We start from the raw sequence: 22217 nt of genomic DNA, 5'->3' as shown, positions 1-22217 counted from the left end.
TTTTTCAGCAAATTCAACATAAAATGGCAGTCCTACACATTAGTAGAACATAGCCTTTCTTTTTATAGCGTTAAAAGGGAATGCTCGGTCGTGGTCTCCTCGCTTTGCGAGGCCACTCCTTCGCCCTCCGGGCTCACGGCTTCGCCGTAAGCTCATTATTTGCCTCCACGGGCTTCGCCCACGAGTCAAATAATGCCGCACCCTCGACCCCTCGGGGTCTCGGACCCGGTCCTACTTCGACGGTAAAAAAAGAAAACCACTCATAAAGAGTGGTTTTTCTTTTTTAGAGCGGGAAAAGGGACTCGGACCCTCGACCCCGACCTTGGCAAGGTCGTGCTCTACCAACTGAGCTATTCCCGCGAGGGTGACCCATATATAGATAATTTTTTGAGAGTTGTAAAGGGATGCTGACAAAAAAATTGATTTTTTTAGAGCGGAAATGATATGCGAAACGAGAGTCGCAGAAAATCGCTTGCGATTATCTATGATCAAGCGAAGCTGCGGACGCTGTAAGGCATTAAAAGGGAATGTTCGTTCGCAGTCTCCTTGCTACGCAAGGCTGCTTGCTCGATCCCTTGGAGCTCGTGCCAGAACCTGTTCTCAGAATAAAAAGGCGCGTTGCGAGCCTTGATTTTTTTTAGAGCGGGAAAAGGGAATGCTCAGTCGTGGTCTCCTCGCAGTGCGAGGCCTCTCCTTCGCCCTCCGGGCTCACGGCTTCGCCGTAAGCTCATTATTTGCCTCCACGGGCTTCGCCCACGAGTCAAATAATGCCGCACCCTCGACCCCTCGGGGTCTCGGACCCGGTCCTACTTCGACGGTAAAAAAAGAAAACCACTCATAAAGAGTGGTTTTTCTTTTTTAGAGCGGGAAAAGGGACTCGGACCCTCGACCCCGACCTTGGCAAGGTCGTGCTCTACCAACTGAGCTATTCCCGCGAGGGTGACCCATATATAGATAATTTTAGGGCGACTGTAAAGGTATGAATAAGAAAAAAGTTGATTTTTTTTGTAAAATCAACTTTTTTCTCTTAAAAATGTTTCTTTTTAGGGCTTTCCGGTATTTCTGGAATTTGCAGGGCGTATACCGGGATAGAATTTTTCTTTCCGCGTAGCTCGAAGGTTCCTGCCAAGGAACTGGAGAACCCGTGCGGCAGAGTTTGTGGCAGGTTCTTTAGCATATCTTCGGAAATCAATAAGTCCTGTCCCAGCTTGCTGCATAGTGTCTGGATTCTGGAGGTTGTGTTTAATACATCTCCATGATAGGCCATTTCGCTTCCAAAGTTCCCGACTTCAGTGGAAATCACTTTGCCACAGTGGGCTGCTGCCTTGAAGTCGGGTATGATGCCGTAGCGACGCATAAATTTTTTTTGTGTGCGCAACAGGCACTCCTTGAAATCGTAAAAACAGTTTAGGGGTCTTGCTTTGTGACGGCAGGATTTTGTTTTCCATGTAAGGAAAGCGCCGTCGCCAGCAATCTGGTAAATTTCACCATGGTTTTCTTCGCAACAGTTGGACAAAAGCTTGTAGTAGTCTTTCATGAAGTTGCTGTACTTCATGTTGCCCAGTTCTTCGCAAATGGTGGTGGAGGACTTTAGGTCAATGAACATGAAGGCGAGGTCTTCTTCGATAGGATCCTGGTACTTGCCAAGAACCGTATTGATAAAAACCTTGGAACCGAATTTCTTGTGTACGGAACGTATAAAGGTAATCAGGTGCCCGAGCAGGAACAAGTTGAAAATGAGAATCTGTTGGCTAGGATCTCTGAACATGTCGGCCACAGCTTGCATGGCAACTTCGTTGATGATTCCTTCGTGCTCGCGAATTCCCCATATCAAGGTGCATAGGGTTAAATTAACGCTGATGGTTGAAAGGAAAAAGCATGAACGGATTACAAGGGCTGTGGCCACGGGCCTGTGGTCCATTTCGTCTTGAAGGATCACCACATCGTAGATGCCGTGCGTAAGTCCGGTAAATAAGGCGAACTGCAGCATGAATATGAACTTGATCCAATCAATGCCGTTCTCGGTGCCATACATGACGAGGGCTGTTGCACCTAGAACGATGAACACCCAACTTAGTATGTAAAAGCAAATTGCCTTGAATTTGCGTTGTGTCAAGCGAGTCATTGCCATAATAGCTACCTTCTAATGGATGAATAGAGGTAGAGCCCAGAACATCGCGATAATGATGATGTCCTTGTAGGAATCATCCAGCAAGATTGTAGAAGCGAAGAAAAATATGATCGTTGACAACGTCAAAAACACAAGAAGCGGGAGGCGCCTCTTTAATTTTCTTAGCCATTTCTTTTTCTGCTGGTTCTCCATACCCTCTATATAATTTAAATTTTAACAAAAGAGAACAAAAAAAATCATCCGGTTGTTGTAAAAAATTGTTTTGTATTTACCTGCATATTCCGTTTTGTAAAAAGGTTTGCGATTATTGCGATTTTCGCGTAATGCCAGCGTTTACCAAGCTGTTTCAAGAGTACACGGACTTGTTGTGTGCTGAAATAGTCCAGTTTGAAAGGACCCGACCAGGGCTTTTAGGCAGTGCGGAAACTCTTTATCTTGGTGGAGGAACCCCATCCATTCTACCTTTCGAATGTCTTCAGCAAATTTTTGGATGCTTGTCGTCTGTAGGTGTTGACATTTCCCGGATGAGGGAAGTATCTATGGAGTTCAATCCCGAATCCACCAGCGACGAATCCATTGAAAATGCGAAGCAACTAGGTGTGAATCGAATAAGTCTCGGTTTACAGACCTTTGATCCGAATTTACTGAAACTGGTAGGACGTTCCCATTCTGTTCAGATGGGTTTGTCGGCGCTGGAAAAATTGACATCCACGAAGGGAATTCAGGTATCTGGTGATTTGATGTTCAATTTGCCTAGGCAAAGTGTGCAGGGCTTTCTTGATGATGTGGATCGTTTGTCAGATTTATCGCTGAATCACATCAGCTTCTACGGCTTGACAGTTTCGCCTCGTACCCGCTTGGGGCACCGCATAGAGCAGGGGGAACTTTCCCTAGATGAGGATTGTTATGAACCTATGTATATGGGAGGTGTGGAACTTCTTGATAGAAAAGGATTTAAACGCTACGAGGTGTCTAATTTTGCCAGACCGGGTTTTGAAAGCGTCCACAATAAAAATTACTGGAATCGAGGTGAATACATGGGCTTTGGCCCCGGAGCGCATAGCTTTGTTGGAAATACCCGGTTCTATGCCCCAGAAATGTACCCCCGCTGGCGAGAATATGTAGTTGGAGGCTGTCCTGCGGAAGGCCTTTCCGTGGATGAGCTGGATGAGGATGCTGTTATGGAGGAGTGGGTCTGGCTTTCCCTTAGGCAGAGTTCCGGGCTTGACCTGGGCTGCCTTGAAAAACGAGGATTTTGCTTCTCGGAAAGCGCCTATGGCAAGTGGATTGACAGGGGTTTCCTTGCCTGTGAAAACCTCGAGAAACAAGGTGGCCGGACGACTGTGCTAAAACTTGTAAATCGAGGTTGGCTGTTCATGGATGATATCGCCACCGATCTAATGAATCAGTATTCCAAGATGGAATAATGTATAGGGCCGCATAGCTTGAGAATTCGATTTTCCGACTATATTTCATTTTGATTATTTGGAAAAAAAACATATCTTTAAGGTAACATGGGAATTGTGTTTCCTGGTGTTTGGGGCGTTGTGATTGAGGTGTGTTATGTTTTCTTCCATAAAGCATATTTGGGGCGCATTGATGCTGTTGCTGCTAGTTGCAACAGGTTCTTTTGCTGCTGAAAATTTGGAAGTCGACTGCATCAATTACAAGGGCGATGAACCGGATTCCCGATGCCTTTATTTTCGTATTGAGTATACCAAGGGCGTAGGCCTTTTTGTTGTTCGCGATGGGGAAGAACCATATCCCGAAAACGCCCTGCCAAACACGGACTTCTATGTCTATGCGCCCCTTGCAGACAACGATTCCCTAGTTACCTTTATGCAGGTTGATGGCGCTAGGGAAGAAGTCTCTCACATGATGAAAGTCAATTCTGGAGAGACTGGTGTGGTAGTATTTGGAGTCAGTGGCAAGTATCCTTACGCCAATATTCCCATAGGAACTGTCGCAAGTGAAACTGCTGCGCCCAACATCATTCGTGTATACAATTTCTATGCGCCGGCCTTGCAGTATATTGTCGATGGGGAAGTGGTCACAAAGGAATCCAAGCTTAAGCTGGAAGTGGGCGATACTCTCCATGTGGATGTTCGCGCCTTGATAACCATGGGGCCTTTAAGTGGCCAATTGGACTCTGCTCTCGAGAAAACCTTTTACTTCTCTGCGGAAGATGATAGTCGTAATCTTCAGTTCTTAAGCCTTGCCGGCGAATCCCTTAAGCAAAGTGATGGCTCGGTGCGTCTCGATATTAAAAACGGTGTGGCTTCCTTTTTGGTAATTGCAAATAAGGCTGTAACGGATGGATCGACCTTTGCCTTGAATGGCTTTCCTGACAAGGCTCGCCCCAAGGACGATCCGGACTATATTGTGAAAGATCCGTTCCCAGGAAATCTGCAGTTTGTCAATCCAGACATGCCGTCCCTGGACAGTGCCTCCATCTTTGATACCGATGGCGATGGTGTCGGTGACAGTATTGCAACGTGGTTCAGTGGCAATATGGATTCCTCCACGGTCAAGAATTTTTATTACAGCTGGCCTACCGAGGGCAGGTTTAAGGAATTTTCCGGTGAAGAAAAGAAGACCAAGGGCGGTTACGGTCTTCCCGATGTCGATGTCCTGGTTCAGGGAGATGATGCCAGTGGTGCTGTAAAGGCTTATCTTTGCACAACTGTTGGAAATCGATGCGATACCCTTAGAACGAAACTTGACGACCGTATTGGAGCTGTTATTCAGGAAGCTACCTTGATTAAGGGGAACTCTGGCAGCGACACCTTGGTGGTTCGTTTCAACAAGAGGGTGGACGAGTCTTGGGAAGAGGGTGAGGGCTTGATGCTTAACGGCAAGTCCATCTATGTGGAGTCCGTCGATAAGAATGGTAGTGTTTGGCACTTTGTTGTGGCATCGGGCGTGGTTGCCATTGGTGATAAGGTGAAAATTCAGACGATATGCGAAAAGGAGGAATGCCCAGATGGAATTCTTACTGCGGAAGATGGCATTCCTACGGCAAAAAATAATCAGGAAGTCGTTGTCAAGAATGCAGGGCGAATCTACGCAGATAACGAAAACAACGGCTTCTATGATAGGGATGGCGATGGCCGTATGGATAGCGTGTCCATCGGTTTCGATATGCCGATTTCGTCTGCAGATTTGAAGAATGTGGAAATCACCTTCTATTGGCTGGACACGGAGGGAAAGGTTCTTTCCTTTACTCCAGATGCAGAGGATTTCAATCTTTCTGGTGATGGCAAGATTCTTGGCTATGGGCTTGACCCGGAAAAAATGGGGGTGATGGAAATGCTGACGTCCATCGACTCTACTCGCTCCTACAACGGTAGGGAAGAGTATGGCTATGCCGTAGTACGAAACAGGATCGTGATTGATGGCAAGGAATCCTTTGAAGAGACAACCTGCGAAATGAATGACTATATGCCGCCACTCATTGCGGGAACCTTCTTGAATCCGGAATCCTTCCAGGAAATGGAGCCGGACAGGTTCAGCGTGACATTTACCGAGGCTGTTGATTATAGTGATTTCACGTTAACGGATGATTGTCTTTTGTTCTATGTAGATGGTTCTTGGGTGACGTACAATCTTGGGTCCGCAGAATGGAGCAATAATGGTCGTGTTGTAACCTTCTACCTGGAGGCTGGTGAAGATCTGTCCGAGCGAATGAATCCTGCGGACTCCGTAAAATTCGGTAACTTTGTATCTGGCATTGTCGATGTCAACGGAAACAAGGTCTCGGAACTATCTCCGTCTGTCATGGTGGAGGGGGATCCCCGTGTTATCATGAAGACCACTTCCTTCGCAGACTTGAACCGTGCTGAAGAATTGAGCGGAAGAGTGAAGCCGTTTACGATTGACCATGTGAAGGATAAGCTAGATAAGGAAAATCAGTCTTCTCTTGGTGTCTTGATGGATGTGAGCTTTGCAACCATCATGAAGTCTGATTCCATTGGAGGCTTTAAACCTGATTTAGATGAAATCGGCTTGTCGTGGGAACTGCATATTTACACTAACTTGGGTGCCTATGTGGGAAGTGCTTCAGGAAAGATTGCCTGCGATGATACCTTCTTTGGCGGAAACTGCCTGGAAAATCCAGACAAGCTTTATATTCGCTGGAACATGCGCGCTGATAATGGACGTAAGGTTGGTGTTGGAGTGTATCTCGCTAAATTTAACGTCAAGGTTTACGGCGCTAGAGAAGACTTTAAGATTGAAAGGGTCTTTAGATGGGGTATTTCTGCTGTAAAGCAGTAGAAATTCTAGAGACTATTTCGGAGGATGCCAAAATGATGAACGTAAAAAACATTGTGAAGATGCTTCTGATGGCGATGGCAGGAATTCCTGTCGTGGCACAGACTGTTGTAAACCCTCTGGAAAATCCAGCGACGGGTATTTGGATTCTTCGAATAGGCGATATTGTTCCTCAGAATTCTACAAAGGCAACCTTGTACTATACCAAGTACGAGAAAGAAGACCGTGTCAAGAGCATTAGCTACCAGTACAATGGTGCTGGCGTTCTTCAGATGAAACCCACGGATAAGAAAACCCTGTGCACCATGAGTGACGGGGTGAGAGGTGCCGACGGTATTGTTCATCATCCTGATGGAGACCTGCTCGTGGCTGGTCAGGGAACTAGTGTTTATAAGGTGAGTAAGAACGCTAAGGAACAGGGCGGCAAGTGCCTTGTAAAAACGGCGACCCCTGCAACAAGTACCAGCGGCTTCTGGCATTTGATGATGGATCCTACGCAGAAATGGCTGTGGGGGGCAGGTATTCCTGGACCTCTGTACCGTTTTTCCACGGAGGCTGCTAATACTGAAAGTTTTGCTGACAAGGGCTACCATGTCACCTTGAATGCGGAATCTGCCAGTCGCCGTAAAGACAAGGATTTGGCGACAATCATTTGGGATGGAGAAGGGACTGCATTCTTTACCTATTCCGACTACTATGGCGGCGGCTGCGAGGCGAATACCACTACAGGAAAACTTTGTTCTGAATCAAGCGTCAAGAGCCGACTTGCCGGCTCGTACTTCGGTATGTTCATTGATACTACATGGACAAAGGTGACTAAGGAAAATGTGGGAACCGTTGGCGGAACCGTAGGTGATTCCGTTATCACGGCGTTCAAGACAAGAATCCTTATCGACTCCTTGGAAGGAGCTCATGGTGGCGCCTATGATAAGTTCTCCCAGACGATTTTCGTATTTGGTGGATCCAAGATTGTGCAGATTGAGCCTTATCGCGAAAATGGTTCGATTAAGGCAAGGGTTGTAGCGACTATCGATCTGCGCGAATACTTCTTTGTTGAATCAGAAGCCAATATGTCAGGCCCGAGAACTCCCGGTGTGGGTTGGCGACTTGACCAAGGTACCACCGACGGCTATGGTCATCTTTTTGTGGCTAGTAATACGGGCCATATGATTTTCGTTGACTATGCGTCCAATCCAAGAAAGCGTATCAACGATAACGTGCTGATTCATGTTCAGTGGGTGGATAATTACCTGGATGACTTAGCCCCGCTTTCCGGCGTTGGCTTTGTTCGTGACTTCGCAAACACGGGTTCTGACGAAGAACTGTCCAGTAGTTCCATGAGCAGCTCTTCTCTTGTGGTTTGGTCCAGCAGTTCTGAATCCTCTTCAAGTAGCGTAAAGTCCTCTAGTTCAGTTAAGCTTTCTTCTAGTAGTGAAAATGTTGTTTCCAGCAGTAGTGAAAAGGTTTCCTCCAGTTCATCCGCGGGCAAAAATGAAAGCTCCAGTTCTGGCGAGAATGGATCCAGTAGCAGTGAATCTGGTAATTCAAGCAGTTCCAATGACGAAGGGGAGAAGTCCAGTTCTTCTGAAGGCGGAAGTGAAAGTTCCAGTTCTGGAGACAAAACTTCTAGCAGCAGCGAAACTCCGGGCAGCTCCGGTGGTGACAACGAAAAATCCAGCTCCTCTGCTGGTGGTGATGTAAGTTCTAGTAGTAATGAAAATGGTTCTTCCAGCAGTGACGGAAACCATGGTTCTCACTCTTCTTCCTCCAGCAAGAACAATGGCTCCGGTATTGACATTGACGACCAGTCTAGCTCTTCCAATGTGTATTTTGGCGCTACGGATGAGGACTTTGAGAATGGGGATGGCCTGGATGATTATCCCTCGGCCGACGACTTTGAAAAAGGAGACTCCCTGGTTAATAAGGTTGTTGTCCTGACCCCTGTTGATCCGGATCCAAAGAATCCCAATATTGTGATTATTGATGGAAACAGCTATTTGCTAACGGATGATCCTTCCGGTATTGAGTTGGATCTGCGTTACAATTCCGGTTTGGATTCTGCCAAGGTGGGCCAAGTTGTGGCCATTGTTCTTGATAAGGATAAGGTTAAGGAACTCTTTGGTAATGCGGATTCCCTTACCTTGAAAACGGATGGTCGCGTAGATGTGGTGAATCCCGGTGATGGATCGAAAAATCAAATCTTGACAATCGGCTCTGACGGCAGTGTCGTCATCTATGTGACTGCAGATCAGGTGGTAGAAGGTGGCTCCATTAGGGTTTACGGTGATGGACAGATGGCCATTATCGATAACATCAACTTCTACGACCCCATTCCGGATTCTCGTGTGGGGTATATCAAGGATGCCAGCGGAGATGGACAACTTGACTATGTGGAAATCCTTTTGAAGGATCCTCTTTCTCCGTCTTATTACCTGGAAGGTGTAAAGCTTGTGATAGGCAAGGATACTCTAGACTGCAAGAAGCCAAAGATGAATTCTTCCAGCGATCGCATTCTTGTCGATGCCTCAAATTTGAACCTTCCCAACGTAGGGGAATTGCCTGATGGAGCAAAGGCTATAATTGCCTACGGTGACAAGAGTGGTAGCGGAGCCGTATACTATCGAGAATCTCCCCTTGTAGAAGTGGGCAGCAATGTTATCAAGAATGCCTACGCAATTCGAAATAGCGATGGACTCGATTCCTTGTTCATTCAGTTTAATATTGACTTGATTCCTGCCGATGTAGGCTCTCCTGAAATGCTGGTCATGCTTAAGCAGGAAGCAGAACGCTATGGCTTTGAATTGGACCAGATTAAACGAGTTTATATGCCGACCAGGGATATCATTATCCTAACGGGCAAGAAGTTTGGCCTTAAGGGAAACATGAAAGATAGTGTGTCTCTCTATCCGGGTGTAGTCTTCGAAAGTCTTCCTCTGATTACTTCCGACGAATATGAACGTGAAGTTGCTGTTACTGTGGTAGACAGGTTCCCCTCTGTGGTTAACGTGGAATATTGGGATACTGATGGCGATGGAACCCTTGACCAGATTGTGTCGGTATTTGATTCTAAGCTGACAGCGAAAGATATCGAGGGAACGCTGCATATGACCTATCCTTGGTATAGCTTCCGCGGAATGCTTATCCAGCTTCAGGCTCAACCTGCTGACTTGACTATTGACCCCAAGGATTCTACCAGGGTTATTTGGAACGTTGTTTCTCCAACAAGATTGGCTGAAGGCGTGACCAGCATCAGTGAAGATCTGCCTCAGGCCAATGTATACACTTACTATAAGATTTTCGGAGAAACCTTTGTAAGTGAAGAAACTGCGCCCTTGGTCGACAGAATGTCTCCTGTGGTCTCTAGGGCTACTCTTAGTTACGGTAAGAAGGCGGATACATTGACGATCTTCTTCTCCGAACCTGTGATGACCAAGAATCTTAAGGGTGATGATTACTTCTCTTATATTCATGGCAAGGAAATCTTCGATCTTGATCCCAAGAGGATTGACTGGTCAGCAGATGGATATTCTGCCAAGCTTATTATAGATGGTGACGTGGCGACAATCCTGCCTGGCGATTCCCTGGTTGTGAAGCGTGGCGCCAAGGATGAGATCCGCGACAACTATGGAAACATTGCAGGCGAAAATCCCCAGTCTGTTATTATTGGTGGTTTGCTGAATCACCTGGTGGAATCCACCAACATGGGCGAGTTTGACGCCAATAGCGATAGAATTGTGGACCAGGATAGCAACAAGACCTACACTCTGCAGACGGTAAGCTCTGTTAATATCCGCTATGTTCCTGGGACAACAACAAAGGAAGATATGGAAAAGGAAGGAGCCCTTGGTCAGTTGGTTCAGCTGGGTGAACGATTCGTGCCACAACTTATCGATCATGCCCAGGTCGCTGCAGATGGTTCCTATGACCCGTCGGTCCTGGATTCCTTGAAACCGGAGGAAGTGTTTATTTCCTTCATCGTGAACTACTTTGATCATCTGGGCCAGTATGTGAACGATACCATTATCACGGTACCTTGTAACAGCCCCAAGTTTGGTGGGAATTGCCTGGAAACAGATCAGAAGGTCTTTGTGAACTGGAACTTCAAGGACCATAAGGGCCGTTTCGTTGGCACTGGTGTATATAACGTGCAGTTCAAAATGATCGTTCGTTACGAAAACCGTAAGATCGAAGAAGAAATAAAGGATAAGTGGGGCGTTCGCCGCAAAAAGTCCAAGAAGAAATAAAAACGGTTTATGAAAATGCAAGAAAGGTTCCGCGATGCGGAACCTTTTTGCGTAAAAAGAAAACCCGCAGAGTGCTGCGGGCTTATGTCATTATTTGTTGATGGCAGCCAAGAATGCGTCCTTCTTTTCCTGGAGGAATTCCTTGCTGTTGTACTTGCGAATACGGCGGAGGGCCTGGTCGCGCAGCTGACGAACACGTTCGTGGGAGATGTTCATGGATTCGCCCACTTCACGAAGGGTCTGAGGAGCTTCCTGGTTGATGCCGAAGATGCCTGTAATGACCTTTGCTTCGCGTTCCGGCAGCTGTTCCATGAGGTCGCGGGCGAGAGCCTCGACGCTCTGGATTTCAGATTCGGCTTCGGGGTTGGATGCGCCGCTATCGGGGAGGACTTCGGCGTAGGTAGCCTTGGAGTCTGCCTTAAGGGGGCTGTCGAAGGAAACGCCGCGCTGGCCAATCTGGATAAGTTCACGGATTTCTTCGTTGATTTCCTTACCGCGGGACTGTTCGTGCAAAGCCTTACGCACGCGGAGGTGCTGGTTTGCCGGAAGACGAATGAGGTTGCCCTGTTCGTTGATTGCGCGGGTGATGTAAGCCTTGATCCACCATACACCATAAGAGATGAACTTAAGACCACGGGTGTGTTCGAAGGATTCGATTGCGCGGACAAGGCCCATAGCGCCTTCGCTGACTAGGTCCGGCAGAGGAATGGGGCAGCCACGATATTGAATGGCAACCTTCAATACGAAACGCATGTTAGCGGAGATAAGTTTCTTGCGAGCGATTTTATCGCCTTCCTTTGCCTTCTGGAAGAGGATCTGTTCTTCTTCACGAGAAAGAGGAGCGGTACGGCGAATATCTTCTAGGTATCTTTTAAGAGTGGTGTCTGTAGAATCAATATGCATTTTAAAAACCTTACTCCTATAATATCGCTTTTTTTAAAGCAAGTTGCGTGCCAATAGTGTAAAATTTTAACGCACTGTGGCGAGTTTTTGCTTTTCTTGCTTAAAAATCGTGTCCTTTTTGTGAAATTTTGTCATAAAAATAGTAAATTGTCTATAATTTTAAACATATTTGTCATTTTTATTGAAATTTGACTTGTTTTGTATAGCTTTTGTGACTTTTTTGATGTCAATACTTCGTGCAGACGCAACAATTGTTGACAAAATGAGTGCTGAGATCATGAGTGCCTTTCGTTTTTGATATATTTTCGCCGTTATGTCGATTAAAGAGCCCGATCAGTCCGTTTGGAATAAGTTTTGGAAGCGCAAGAACGATATGGACAAGGTGTATCCCTCGTCTCCGTCTGTGCTGGAAGCAATCAAGAAAAATTTTGACTTGAAGGGATTGAAGGTTCTTGAAGTTGGTGCGGGCACTGGCCGAGACAGTGCGGAACTTGCACGCCTTGGTGCCGAAGTCTATGTTCTGGACTTTGCCGAAAACAGCCTGAAGATTGTGAACTCCCTTCGCGAAAAGGAAAACATTCAGGAAAATCTGCACCTTGTCCGTGGTGATGCCTTTAAGGCGCCTTTCCCCGACGAAACCTTTGACCTTGTTTTCCATCAGGGCCTGGCGGAACATTTTAAGGATCCCCTTCCCTTGATTCAGGAAAACTACAGAATTTTAAAACACGGTGGCCACTGCCTTTGCGATGTTCCTCAGACGGTTCATCCCTACACGGTAATCAAGCATATCCTGATTGCAATGGACAAGTGGTTTGCTGGCTGGGAAACACAGTTTACCATGCCTCAGCTTAAAAAGCTTATGACCACCGCTGGCTTTGAAACCGTTTATACATACGGCGACTGGATGCGTCCCAACCTTTACTACCGAATGCTTCGCGAAGTGGGCTTCAAGGTTGGAATCGAACTTCCCAAGTATCCGCTCCAGGGGACTGTCTACCACAAGCTGAAGGAATCCTTCCTGGATTCTTTGGCGACACGTCCTATTATGCATTACACTCAGCTTTGCATTGGAGTCTTGGGTCGAAAGCCCTAAGTCGTAAGAATTGAACATACTTGTTGTAAATTACCGCGATCGATTGCACCCCGCTGCCGGTGGTGCCGAGAAACATTTGCATAGAATATTCTCCTTGATAGCCGCCGCTGGCCATCAGGTTGTTCTACTGACCACGGCCTTTGCCGGGTGCAAGGAACGAGAAATGGTTGATGGAATCCAGGTTGTCCGCAAGGGTGGAGACCTTCTTTTCCAGTTGACCGTTGCCATGAATATTCGAAAGCTGGACAAGGAATTCAACTTCGACGTGGTCCTTGAGGACTTGAACAAGCTGCCGCTCTTTACGCCTTACTTGATCAAGAAGCCGGTCATCGTGCAGATGCATCATCTGTGGAGAACCTCCATTTTCCATGAGGCGTCCTTCCCGGTGGCTGCCGTGGTGTGGTTCTTTGAACGGATTATTCCCTGGGTGTATCGCAAAGAAAATTTCATTGTGGTAAGCCCCAGTACCAAGCGTGAACTGTCTGAGCTTGGCATTGAGGAAGACCGCATTGCTGTTATCTACAATGGTTCTGACGACTGCAGGGTTGATTTGTCTGCAGATGGAAGTCCGTTGGAAATGTATTCCGGGCTGCCTTACTTCCTGTGGCTTTCCAGAGTCCATAAGTACAAAGGTGTCTGGACCGCGCTGGAAGCCTTTGAGGAATTCGCCAAGAGCCATCCCGATGTAAAACTTATGGTGGCTGGAGATGGCCCTTTGCTGAAGAAGATTCCTGCTTGGCTGAAACAGCGGGGGCTTTCTAACCAGGTTGAACTGTTGGGCTTTGTCAGTGCCGAACGAAAGCGCGAACTTCTGGCTGGCGCGGTTGCCTTGCTTCAGACCAGCTACAAGGAAGGCTGGGGCTTGACTGTGGTTGAGGCCGCCAAACTTGGTACGACTACGATTGCGTCCGATGTTCCGGGACTTAGGGATAGCGTTCGTAATGGTGAAACTGGCCTACTGTTCCAGGCGGGTGATGCCAGCGCCTGCGCTTCCGAGATGGACCGCATTTATTGTAACGATGACTTGCGTACTCGTCTTGCTTCTGCGGCGAAGGCTTATGCCGATGAATTCCGTTGGGAGACTGCTGCGGAACTGACCCTCAACATGCTTCAGGATTCCCTGATTGAACATCAGGTCGAGGAAAACGTAGATGAGGAATGATTCTCTGAAATCGTTCCTGGTGTTTTGCCTCAAGTTGGTGGTGACTCTTGTTCCCGCCTACTTTGTGTATCGTAATATTGTGATGGCTCCGGACTGGAGTGTAGATGACCTTTACCACCTGTTTGACAGCAAGAGCCTGCTTCCGTTGCTGTTGGCCTTGGTTTGCCTTGGTGCCTCCAACTTTACGGCCTGTCTTCAGTGGAAGTTGCTTCTAGAAAAACAGAACGTTCACTTGTCCTACAGTCGCTTGCTAAAGCTGTATTACGTAGGCCTATTCTTTAACAACTTCATGCCTGGCAATGTGGGCGGTGATGCAAAGAAGGTCTACGACATCCGAATGCAGGGTGGGCAGGATTCTGTGGGAGCGGGCCTTACAGCCACGTTCTTTGACCGTCTTTTTGGTTTGTTCTTTATTACGCTGTTTGCCCTGGCTATGGGCTTACTGTTCTTTATGCATGATGAGGCGCAGCGCGCTTTCATGTGGCCGTCCTTCTGGATCTTCCTGGGTTTCTGCGGACTGTTTGCCTCCCTGTTCAGTCGTCGTCTTGGCAACCTTCTTTGTAAGGTTTTGGCAAAGGTATTCCCCGAGAAAGTGAATGGTCGACTGATCCATATGTTCCAGCGCTTTCAGCAGTTCCGTTCCGTTAAGCTCTGGGTGTTTATCAGTATTCTTTCTGCCTTTACCCAGGGCCTTCGAATTTTAGTTCATTGTTTTTGCGGTATTGCGGTTGGTGTCGATCTTTCCATTTCTTGGTATTTCTATTACATCCCGTTGGTGGCCATTGTCAGTGCCTTGCCTATATCCATCGGTGGCTTTGGCCCTCGCGAACTTTTGGCCCAGTCCCTGTTTGCAAAGGCTGGGGTTGCAAGCCTGGAATCTGTCGTCATTCAGCTATTGGCTTATTTTGTAAGTCTTGTTCTTAGCTTGTTTGGCGCCTTTGTCTTCCTGCTTGGCGATAGCAAGAAAAAAGATTAATGCGGTCGGCTGGGCCGCCTAAGTCCAGTCCGTTTCTAGATAAGGTTTCTTCCGCCGGCGTTGCGGTAGTGAACCATTCCCTTAGGAACATCTATGGATGCCGAAAGCATTTTGGCCGGATTGAACTCCGACCAGAGAGCCGCTGTCTTACATGATCATAACGTTGGTGCCCAACTTTTAATTCTGGCAGGCGCCGGCTCCGGAAAAACATCGGTGCTGACGAAGCGGATTCAGTATCGCATTTTGTGCGGTGTTATTCCCGACAAGATTCTTGCCTTGACTTTTACAGCGAAGGCTGCTGCAGAAATGCGGGAACGTGTCCAGGCGCTGTTCCCTAATGCAGGGGTGAGGCTGTGTACCTTCCACTCTCTCGCTTTGTATATGCTTAAGTGCAAGGTTCCCTGCGATGGAGGCGCTCTTGTGCCTGCCTATGAAATGCTTGGCTTTGAAAAAATTCCATCACCGACGGACTCCTCTGACCGGGAATTTTTGCAGAAGTTGTCGAAACTGAAATTAAAATCGGGACGACTGTCCAGGGAAAATCTTTTTGCCTACGGGTACAGTTCCCTGATGCAAGCGAAGCTGGAGCCTTTACGGAAGGAAGTCTTGCGAACGGGGCAGGTTGTTTTTGAGGATTTGATTTATTTGGCGATCCGCCTGATGGAAGAGTTTCCTGTGGCTAGGGATTATTTCCGCGGTCTTTGGGAAGAAATCCTTGTGGATGAATACCAGGATATCAATCCTACCCAGTATCGTTTGGTGAAAAATATTCTTGGGGATAGGAACCAGCTGTTTGTTGTGGGTGACGATGACCAGGCCATCTATGGTTTTCGAGGGGCGGACATTGGAAACATCAACAGGTTCCGCGAAGATTTTAAACAGAGTACGTTGATCCGTCTGGAATGGAACTATCGTTCTGTGCCCAATGTTCTGCAGCTGGCCAATGGAATCTTTACGAATAAGCCGATTCACTTGCGAAAAGTTCTGCGTGCGGGTAATCCCAAAGGGTCGAAGGGTAATCCCGTTTATCAGGAAAATCGTCGTCCTGAAATTTGGACTTCGGAAAACCCTGTGGAGGAAATGGTCAGGGTGGTGTCTTCCATCAAGGAGTTTCGGGAAGGTTACGACCTGAAATGGGAGAATTTTGCGATTCTTGTGCGGTACAATCGACAACGTCTCTATTATGAGGAGGCGTTGAAGGATTATGGAATTCCGGTGGCGGGGGAGGGTGTGGAAGATGGCGTTCATGTGGAGACCGTTCATGCTTCCAAGGGGTTGCAGTATGCGGTGGTCTATTACGCAGGAATGTCTGAGAAACTTACACCGGGAGAATGTCTTGGATCAAGAAAACAGCGTAAGCTTCAGATGGAGGAGGAACGTAGGCTGTATTACGTGGGGGTGACCAGGGCGGAGGCTGTTCTTATTTTGTTATATTGCAAAAAAAGATTTTGGAAGGGGCGACTCCGCAAACTGAAACGGTCCCGTTTTCTTCCCAAGGAAAAGCCTTACTCGGATTTTTATATGCCTTTGATTATCTTCAGATTCTACGTTGTGTTTATCGTGCTGGGTTACATGTGCTTCCAGATGATTCGCGCGCCCTTTGCCCGCATGATTCACGGAAAGGATCTTACAACTTGGATTGATGTTCGTGTCCAGTTCTTTGCCGCCTTTTGCATGAAGATGCTTCGCGTAGACTTGACCATTGATAACCAGGCCGTCCTTGGCAAGGTTGATTGGTCCCGCCCGGTCTTTGTAGTTGGTAACCATAGTTCCTTCTCGGATATTCCGGTGGTGTTCCTGGCAATTCAGAGAACAATCGGCTTTGTGGCGAAGGAATCCCTGGGCAAGGTGCCCTTCCTGAATTTCTGGATGAAGCAGATTGGCTGCATTCTGGTGAACCGTACCCGTGGCGGTGCAGCCGCCTCTGTACGTAAGGTGATTTCTGAATCCAAGACTGCCCCTAAGGTATTCATCTTCCCCGAGGGAACCCGTAGCAAGGATGGAAAGATGGGTCCCTTTAAGAGTGGCGCCTTCCGGTTTGCCTACGAAAATAACGGCATCGTGCTTCCGGTTGTCATTAGGGGAACCGCTGCCGTATGGGAAGCTCGTAAGGATACCAAGCCTTGCAAGGTTCATGTTACCTTGTTAGATCCTATTGATGTCTCTGCCATGCTTAAGGAAAATCCCAATCTGGATCCTAAGCAGGATTTGGCTCCCATGGTTCGCGACATGATGGTGAAGGTGCTATGATCGGTGTCTTTGATTCGGGCTTCGGTGGCTTGACTATTTTGAAGGACCTGCAAAGGGTCCTCCCGGAATACGACTATATGTATCTGGGTGACAACGCTAGGGCTCCCTATGGTTCCCGTAGTTATGAGACTATCTACCGCTATACGCTCCAGGCTGTACGCGAACTTTTTTCCAGGGGATGCCCTCTGGTCATTCTGGCCTGCAATACGGCATCGGCCCGAGCCCTAAGAAGCATCCAGCAGGATGTTTTGCCCTTCGAGTTCCCAGACCGCAGGGTGTTGGGTATTATTCGCCCCACTGCCGAGGAAATTGGCAAGTTCAGCAAGACCGGCCATGTGGGGGTCTTTGCTACGGCGGGTACAGTTTCGTCGGGAAGCTACCTGCTTGAAATTGAGCATTTCTACCCAGAACTTAAGGTGACGCAACATGCTTGCCCTATGTGGGTACCTCTGGTGGAGTACGGTGAACGGGGGACCGAAGGAAGCCGTTTCTTTGTTCAGAAGGAAGTGGACTCCTTGATGGCGGAAGACCCTGAAATTGATACGGTACTCTTGGCCTGTACCCACTATCCCCTTCTGGAAAAGGAAATCCGCGGGGCTCTGCCTCAGGGGGTAAACCTGGTGTTCCAGGGCGACATCGTTGCAGACAAGACGGTGGACTATTTGCGCCGCCATCCGGAGATGGAATGCCGCCTTACAAAAAATGGAAAAACCAGTTTTTTGACCACGGATACTGCGAAATTCTTCGAAAAAGGCGCATTTTTGTTTGGAATGCGTGATATTTCCGCAGAGTCGTTGACTTTTTAATCAGTAAATTGTATCTTGCGTGTAAGAAAAGGGCGGACCGGGTATCACGGTCTGCTTAAGATAGCTTTAATTAGGGGCGACTCCGGACCTTGGTTCGGGGTTGTCTAAGTTTAACTTAATCGAGTGGAATAATAAAAAATGCCGAAGACTCAGATTAATCTTGATGGTTGGCAGGATTACCGTGGCAACGCCGCCGGTAGCCTCCTTTATGTGGAAACTAGCCATCAGTCCGAAATGCCTGTACGTGACCAGTTGAACGAAAATGGCAAGGGGTTCCTTTATGAACCCAACTACGAAACCAGCACCTATGGTCTCATGAGCTGCTACAATGTTAAGGCAGTGAATGCTATCCTCAAGGCAAAGAGCCGCTATATTTTGTTCGGAACCCGCTACGAAGGCTTGAGCGATTCCGAAATGCGCAACAAGTACCTGATCATGGGTTACATGCGTATCGACAAGATCAAGGATGTCCGTACCCGTCACATCCAGCGCTACATGGCAAATCCGGAACTGGAAGAACCGGAATGCATGCAGATGGAACACAACTGGGCTGTCTATGGCCCCATGCGCTTCGTTTCCATGAATGATTCCTTTGTTGTAACCGACGAAATCCTCAAGGAATGGGGTTATCGTGGTCACGCTTCCCGCCAGCTGAAGGCCGTGTTCCAGAAGGAACATCTGGAACAGATTCTTGCCTACCTGGATTCCAAGGAAGACATGATCGACGAATACATCGCAACCGTCGACGAATACAAGGACGCCTTGGCCGAAGGTTAGTTGCCGGACGGGCCGCATTGCTTGCGGCTGGCCATGTAAAAAGGACCGCTTAAAAGCGGTCCTTTTTGCGTTTGGTTTTCGCGGTAAAAAGAAGGCCCCGCAGGAAGCGGAGCCTTGCAAATTATTGCTTGCTGGGGGCAGACAGCCTTTATTTATTTCTTGATTGCCTTTATGGTGCCAGCCTTGGTCTTCAGCAGGTACACGCCCTGATGGAGATCCAGACGGAGGCTGCCGTCGGCGTTAAGGGCCTGGCCCTTGAGGCCTGTCCAGAGCAGGTTGCCGTTTACGTCGAAGACCTTGGCGGTCATGAAGCGGTCGTTGGCGGTAAAGAGCGGTGCCTTGTGGATTGCGCTGGAGGAGCAACCGGTGGCCACGATCTTTGCGATATAGATGCCGCTGGCATCGCTGTTGAAGGTGAGAGCTGTAGAACCGTTCTGGCCTTCCTTTTCGAGATCGACGGTAGTTTCACTCCACTTGCCTGCATTGGCAGGACTGCCGTACTGGTAGTCTACCCAGCTGGAGCCGGCGGCACCACCGACGTTTACATAGGCGTTGGAGGTTTCGGCGCTGCGCATGGTAATGACCAGTTCAGAGCAGGAGCTGAGTGCAGCTGCGGCTTCGTCGCTGATATTCATGAGCTGAGCCTTGTAGCCACATTCGGCCTGTTCGCAGCCTGCCAGAGGAACGCTGGCGTAACCGGTAACGCCATCCAGGGCGTCTGCTACGTAAGTTACCGGAGACAGGTCTTCGCTGATTGCCTGCCAGGAGGAAACGTCTGTTGTGGTGGAGTAGTCGACTACTACGACGTCTGCAGCAGGGGTAACCACCGGAGTAGAGTAATTAGGATCTGTGGTTTCGTCAGCACAGGCGGTTACGGCGGGAGTGGTTGCGCCCTTCTTGTAAACCAAGGTGGTGACGGAACGGGCCGGCAGCATGGTGCAGCTGGCTACGGTGATGTTCTTGCTCTTGAAACCGTTTTCCTTGGACTGGACCGCGGTTGCAATGCCGTAGCCGGCAAGTGCAGGATTGTCGAGCTTGATTGCTGTCTTGCCAGTATTGATAACGATGACGGAAACGGAGTCGCCTGTGGCGCTCTGGAAAGCGACGGTCTTCAGGTCTGCTTCGGTGGTGGAGGCGGAGATGACCTTCCAGCCCGGGTTCACGAACTTGGAGTAGTGGCGGAGGGCGTGGTATTCAGGACCGACCACAATCTGGTCTTCCTTGCAGCTACCCCAGCCTGCAGTGCAAACGCCGAGAAGCTGACCGCGGCCTTCGCCCCAGAACAGTTCCCATGCGATGTAGCCGCCAAGGTTACCATCGGTAAATCCAATCTGCATGATATGTGCGAGACCCACCATGTCTTCTTCACGGGTCTTGTCCAGCATGTTGCAGAATTCGGTCATGATAATGGGCTTTCCGCTGGTGCCGTATTCGGTTCCGATAGCGGACATTGCCTTACGGAAATTTTCTGGCTTCAGGTAGTTATCCCAGGCGTCATCGTTGCCGTCGCCTGCGTGGTACAGGTGGTAGGCGTAGCCGTCCAACTTGGTCTGGTCCAATTCCTTGGTGTACTTCTGGAAATTGTTGTAGCCGATACCCAGAGGTTCCGGTCCAAGAATCTTGACTGTGCCGCCAACTGCTGCATGGACTGCGTTGAGGGCTTCCTTGTAGCCGGCGATTTCAGATGTTTCTGTAGGCTCGAAGAGGGTTTCTTCGTAGTCGGCTTCCATATCCGGTTCGTTCTGCAGGGAAATGTAGTCGGGAGTGATGCCTGCAGCGGAATATGCCTGGAGGCTCTTCTTCCACCAGTTGGCGAACTCGGTGTAGGCGTAGGCGCCATAGGTGTCGCCGCTGGCCTTTTTAAGACTGTTTTCGGACTTGCTGGAACCATCTTTGCCATTGACACTTCCGCTGGGCTTGAGGCTGCCTGGTGCAGACCAACTGGACATTTCAATCTTCAGCTTGCTGCCCTGGCGTTTCTTGGCTGCCTGAACGATGGTGATGTCATCTTTGCTGACGGTTGCGGTATCGGCCTGAAGCCAGTTGCCGATTCGAAGGAGGGAAAGGTTCAATCCGGTAAAGGCTGTGTCGTAAAGTGCTTCCTGGGTTTCTGCACCCAAAGCTGTAATCCAGCCTTGATAGTATACACTGCCTCCGCCAAAACCGACAACGGTTTGCTTTGCTGCGGATGGGTCTACGGAAACTGTGGCTGCGTAGGCGGTGCCTGCGGCAATAGCCAAGGGAAGAATTCGCTTGAACATAGAACTCCTAATTTTCATACACCGCGGTTAAAGATAAAAAAGAAAGAACCTGGCCTAGGTTCTTTCTTGGCTTTGTAGACTCGGATGCGGTGCTTGTTAGTAAGCGCCTTCGCCCTTGAACACGACCTTGAAGGTCTTGAGAATTAGCTTGATGTCGTCGCCAAGCTTGCCGTCTCGACGGATGTAGTCGTTGTCCAGGCGCATTTGGCCTTCGAAGCTGATGTTGCTTCGACCGCTGACCTGCCATATGCAGGTGAGACCTGGTGTTACGGACAGGCGCATACGATGCCAGGGCTCGTATTCAGCAACCTCGGACGGAATGGGAGGACGGGGGCCGACGATGGACATGTCTCCCTTGATGATGTTGAAGAACTGAGGCAGTTCGTCAAGACTGAATTTGCGAAGAATGCGACCGAAGGGGTAGATTCTCGGGTCGTTCTTCATCTTGAAGGTCTTGCCTCCGGTTTCATTCTGGGCCATCAGTTCCTTCTTGCGTTCTTCGGCGTCTACGTACATGCTGCGGAACTTGTACATGGTAAACAGTTTTCCGTTCTTGCCGACGCGAGTCTGCTTGAAGATGACAGGACCCTTGGGATCGCTGAGCTTAACGGCTGCAGCACAGAACAAGAGTATGGGGGAACTTAGGATGATGGCCATGCTGGTGCAAACCACGTCCACAATACGTTTTACGATGTGACGATAGCGGATACGGTGGGGGTGCTGCCAGATGTGGTCCAGGTTCAAACGCTGAAGGGTAAAGAAAGCACCGTTGGCGCTATTGAAGTCGTCCAGCTTGGCTTGCATTTCCAGGTTGGTCTTTTCCTGGGATCCCATGTAAAGGTGGGCTTCGAAAATAGGCTTTCTGGGCTTGATTCGCAGGGACTGGATGAGGCCTGCGTCGTTAAGTTTGTGCAGAATTTCCTTGCGGATGGATTCCAGCTTGCTCAAATCGGAATTCAGCAGGATGATGCCAAGACCGTTTCCATCGGGAAGGAAGCCGAGGACGTCCACGAACCGCAGGTGGGAGAACATGGTCAGAATACTGATTCGCCAGGTCTGTTCCACTGTGGCGTTCGGGCTGCCCCAGCCGAAGAAGTCGTACTGGTGTGCGTAAATCTTGATATATAGAAACGGCCTGCAGGTGCGGTTTGCACGGAGGAACTCTTCGTTGAGGCGAGCTCTAAAGAGACGGGCGGGATAGACGATATTCTTGAGCTTTTGTTCGTCAAGAATGGAGCCAATTGCCGGATTTACTGATTGCTGATCCATGGTGTGTAATATAGAAACAATGAAGAATGAAGAATGAAGAATGAAGAATGAAGAATGAAGAATGAAGAATGAA

General features: G+C 48.7%; 13 protein-coding genes and 2 tRNA genes. 9 read left to right on the top strand and 6 right to left on the bottom strand.

Annotated features, from left to right (window positions below; all coding sequences use genetic code 11):
- Positions 1-287: 287 nt before the first annotated feature.
- The 3 genes from MJZ26_11835 to MJZ26_11825 form a co-directional block, all read right to left on the bottom strand.
- A tRNA-Gly gene (locus tag MJZ26_11835) sits at positions 288-360 on the bottom strand.
- A gap of 502 nt (positions 361-862) precedes the next feature.
- Positions 863-935, bottom strand: a tRNA-Gly gene (locus MJZ26_11830).
- Between the two features lie 92 nt (positions 936-1027).
- A complete protein-coding gene (locus MJZ26_11825) occupies positions 1028-2131 on the bottom strand; it encodes an adenylate/guanylate cyclase domain-containing protein (protein MCQ2106467.1) in 1104 nt (367 codons plus the stop codon).
- A 323-nt stretch (positions 2132-2454) separates the two neighbouring features.
- Between MJZ26_11825 and MJZ26_11820 the strand changes: the two genes are divergently transcribed.
- The 3 genes from MJZ26_11820 (at position 2455) to MJZ26_11810 (ending at position 10647) form a co-directional block, all read left to right on the top strand.
- Positions 2455-3558: a coproporphyrinogen III oxidase family protein gene (locus MJZ26_11820; GenBank protein ID MCQ2106466.1), complete on the top strand. Its 1104-nt coding sequence runs from the start codon at positions 2455-2457 to the stop codon at positions 3556-3558.
- Positions 3559-3694: 136 nt separating this feature from the next.
- Positions 3695-6406 (top strand): hypothetical protein, encoded by a 2712-nt coding sequence (locus MJZ26_11815; protein MCQ2106465.1) that lies wholly within the window; start codon positions 3695-3697, stop codon positions 6404-6406.
- 32 nt (positions 6407-6438) lie between these two features.
- Positions 6439-10647 (top strand): hypothetical protein, encoded by a 4209-nt coding sequence (locus MJZ26_11810; GenBank protein MCQ2106464.1) that lies wholly within the window; start codon positions 6439-6441, stop codon positions 10645-10647.
- Positions 10648-10737: 90 nt separating this feature from the next.
- Here MJZ26_11810 and MJZ26_11805 read toward each other — a convergent pair whose 3' ends face one another.
- On the bottom strand, positions 10738-11550 hold the full coding sequence (locus MJZ26_11805) for an RNA polymerase sigma factor RpoD/SigA (GenBank protein MCQ2106463.1): 813 nt from the start codon (positions 11548-11550) through the stop codon (positions 10738-10740).
- A 313-nt stretch (positions 11551-11863) separates the two neighbouring features.
- On the opposite strand from MJZ26_11805, the gene MJZ26_11800 reads away from it, so the two are divergent.
- The 6 genes from MJZ26_11800 to MJZ26_11775 all read left to right on the top strand — a co-directional run bounded on the left by MJZ26_11800 (position 11864) and on the right by MJZ26_11775 (position 18614).
- Positions 11864-12643 (top strand): class I SAM-dependent methyltransferase, encoded by a 780-nt coding sequence (locus MJZ26_11800; GenBank protein MCQ2106462.1) that lies wholly within the window; start codon positions 11864-11866, stop codon positions 12641-12643.
- A 10-nt stretch (positions 12644-12653) separates the two neighbouring features.
- Entirely contained in the window at positions 12654-13805 is a 1152-nt protein-coding gene (locus tag MJZ26_11795) for a glycosyltransferase family 4 protein (GenBank protein ID MCQ2106461.1), read from the top strand.
- The gene (locus MJZ26_11790; GenBank protein MCQ2106460.1) at positions 13795-14781 is read left to right on the top strand and encodes a flippase-like domain-containing protein; all 987 of its coding nucleotides are present in this window, start codon (positions 13795-13797) and stop codon (positions 14779-14781) included. The genes MJZ26_11795 and MJZ26_11790 overlap by 11 nt, the downstream gene beginning before the upstream one ends.
- 93 nt (positions 14782-14874) lie before the next feature.
- On the top strand, positions 14875-17031 hold the full coding sequence (locus tag MJZ26_11785; protein MCQ2106459.1) for a UvrD-helicase domain-containing protein: 2157 nt from the start codon (positions 14875-14877) through the stop codon (positions 17029-17031).
- Entirely contained in the window at positions 17028-17837 is an 810-nt protein-coding gene (gene murI, locus MJZ26_11780) for a glutamate racemase (GenBank protein MCQ2106458.1), read from the top strand. The genes MJZ26_11785 and murI overlap by 4 nt, the downstream gene beginning before the upstream one ends.
- A gap of 138 nt (positions 17838-17975) precedes the next feature.
- Entirely contained in the window at positions 17976-18614 is a 639-nt protein-coding gene (locus MJZ26_11775) for a hypothetical protein (GenBank protein ID MCQ2106457.1), read from the top strand.
- A 152-nt stretch (positions 18615-18766) separates the two neighbouring features.
- Here MJZ26_11775 and MJZ26_11770 read toward each other — a convergent pair whose 3' ends face one another.
- Positions 18767-20875, bottom strand: coding sequence for a glycosyl hydrolase (locus tag MJZ26_11770; protein ID MCQ2106456.1), 2109 nt, complete (start codon positions 20873-20875; stop codon positions 18767-18769).
- Between the two features lie 96 nt (positions 20876-20971).
- A partial coding sequence (locus MJZ26_11765; GenBank protein MCQ2106455.1) for a sugar transferase occupies positions 20972-22217 on the bottom strand: 1246 nt, incomplete at its 5' end.

This window comes from Fibrobacter sp. (assembly GCA_024398965.1).
In the GTDB taxonomy this organism is placed as follows: Bacteria; Fibrobacterota; Fibrobacteria; order Fibrobacterales; family Fibrobacteraceae; genus Fibrobacter.
The sequence above is the reverse complement of the archived record's forward strand: the minus strand, read 5'-3'. Positions and strand labels throughout refer to the sequence as shown.

Excerpts from the sequence above, each read along its gene's own strand:
- MJZ26_11825 (MCQ2106467.1), bottom strand. The coding sequence starts at position 2,131 with ATGGCAATGACTCGCTTGACACAACGCAAATTCAAGGCAATTTGCTTT.
- MJZ26_11820 (MCQ2106466.1), top strand. The coding sequence starts at position 2,455 with ATGCCAGCGTTTACCAAGCTGTTTCAAGAGTACACGGACTTGTTGTGT.
- MJZ26_11815 (MCQ2106465.1), top strand. The coding sequence starts at position 3,695 with ATGTTTTCTTCCATAAAGCATATTTGGGGCGCATTGATGCTGTTGCTG.
- MJZ26_11810 (MCQ2106464.1), top strand. The coding sequence starts at position 6,439 with ATGATGAACGTAAAAAACATTGTGAAGATGCTTCTGATGGCGATGGCA.
- MJZ26_11805 (MCQ2106463.1), bottom strand. The coding sequence starts at position 11,550 with ATGCATATTGATTCTACAGACACCACTCTTAAAAGATACCTAGAAGAT.
- MJZ26_11800 (MCQ2106462.1), top strand. The coding sequence starts at position 11,864 with ATGTCGATTAAAGAGCCCGATCAGTCCGTTTGGAATAAGTTTTGGAAG.
- MJZ26_11790 (MCQ2106460.1), top strand. The coding sequence starts at position 13,795 with ATGAGGAATGATTCTCTGAAATCGTTCCTGGTGTTTTGCCTCAAGTTG.
- MJZ26_11785 (MCQ2106459.1), top strand. The coding sequence starts at position 14,875 with ATGGATGCCGAAAGCATTTTGGCCGGATTGAACTCCGACCAGAGAGCC.
- murI (MCQ2106458.1), top strand. The coding sequence starts at position 17,028 with ATGATCGGTGTCTTTGATTCGGGCTTCGGTGGCTTGACTATTTTGAAG.
- MJZ26_11775 (MCQ2106457.1), top strand. The coding sequence starts at position 17,976 with ATGCCGAAGACTCAGATTAATCTTGATGGTTGGCAGGATTACCGTGGC.
- MJZ26_11770 (MCQ2106456.1), bottom strand. The coding sequence starts at position 20,875 with ATGTTCAAGCGAATTCTTCCCTTGGCTATTGCCGCAGGCACCGCCTAC.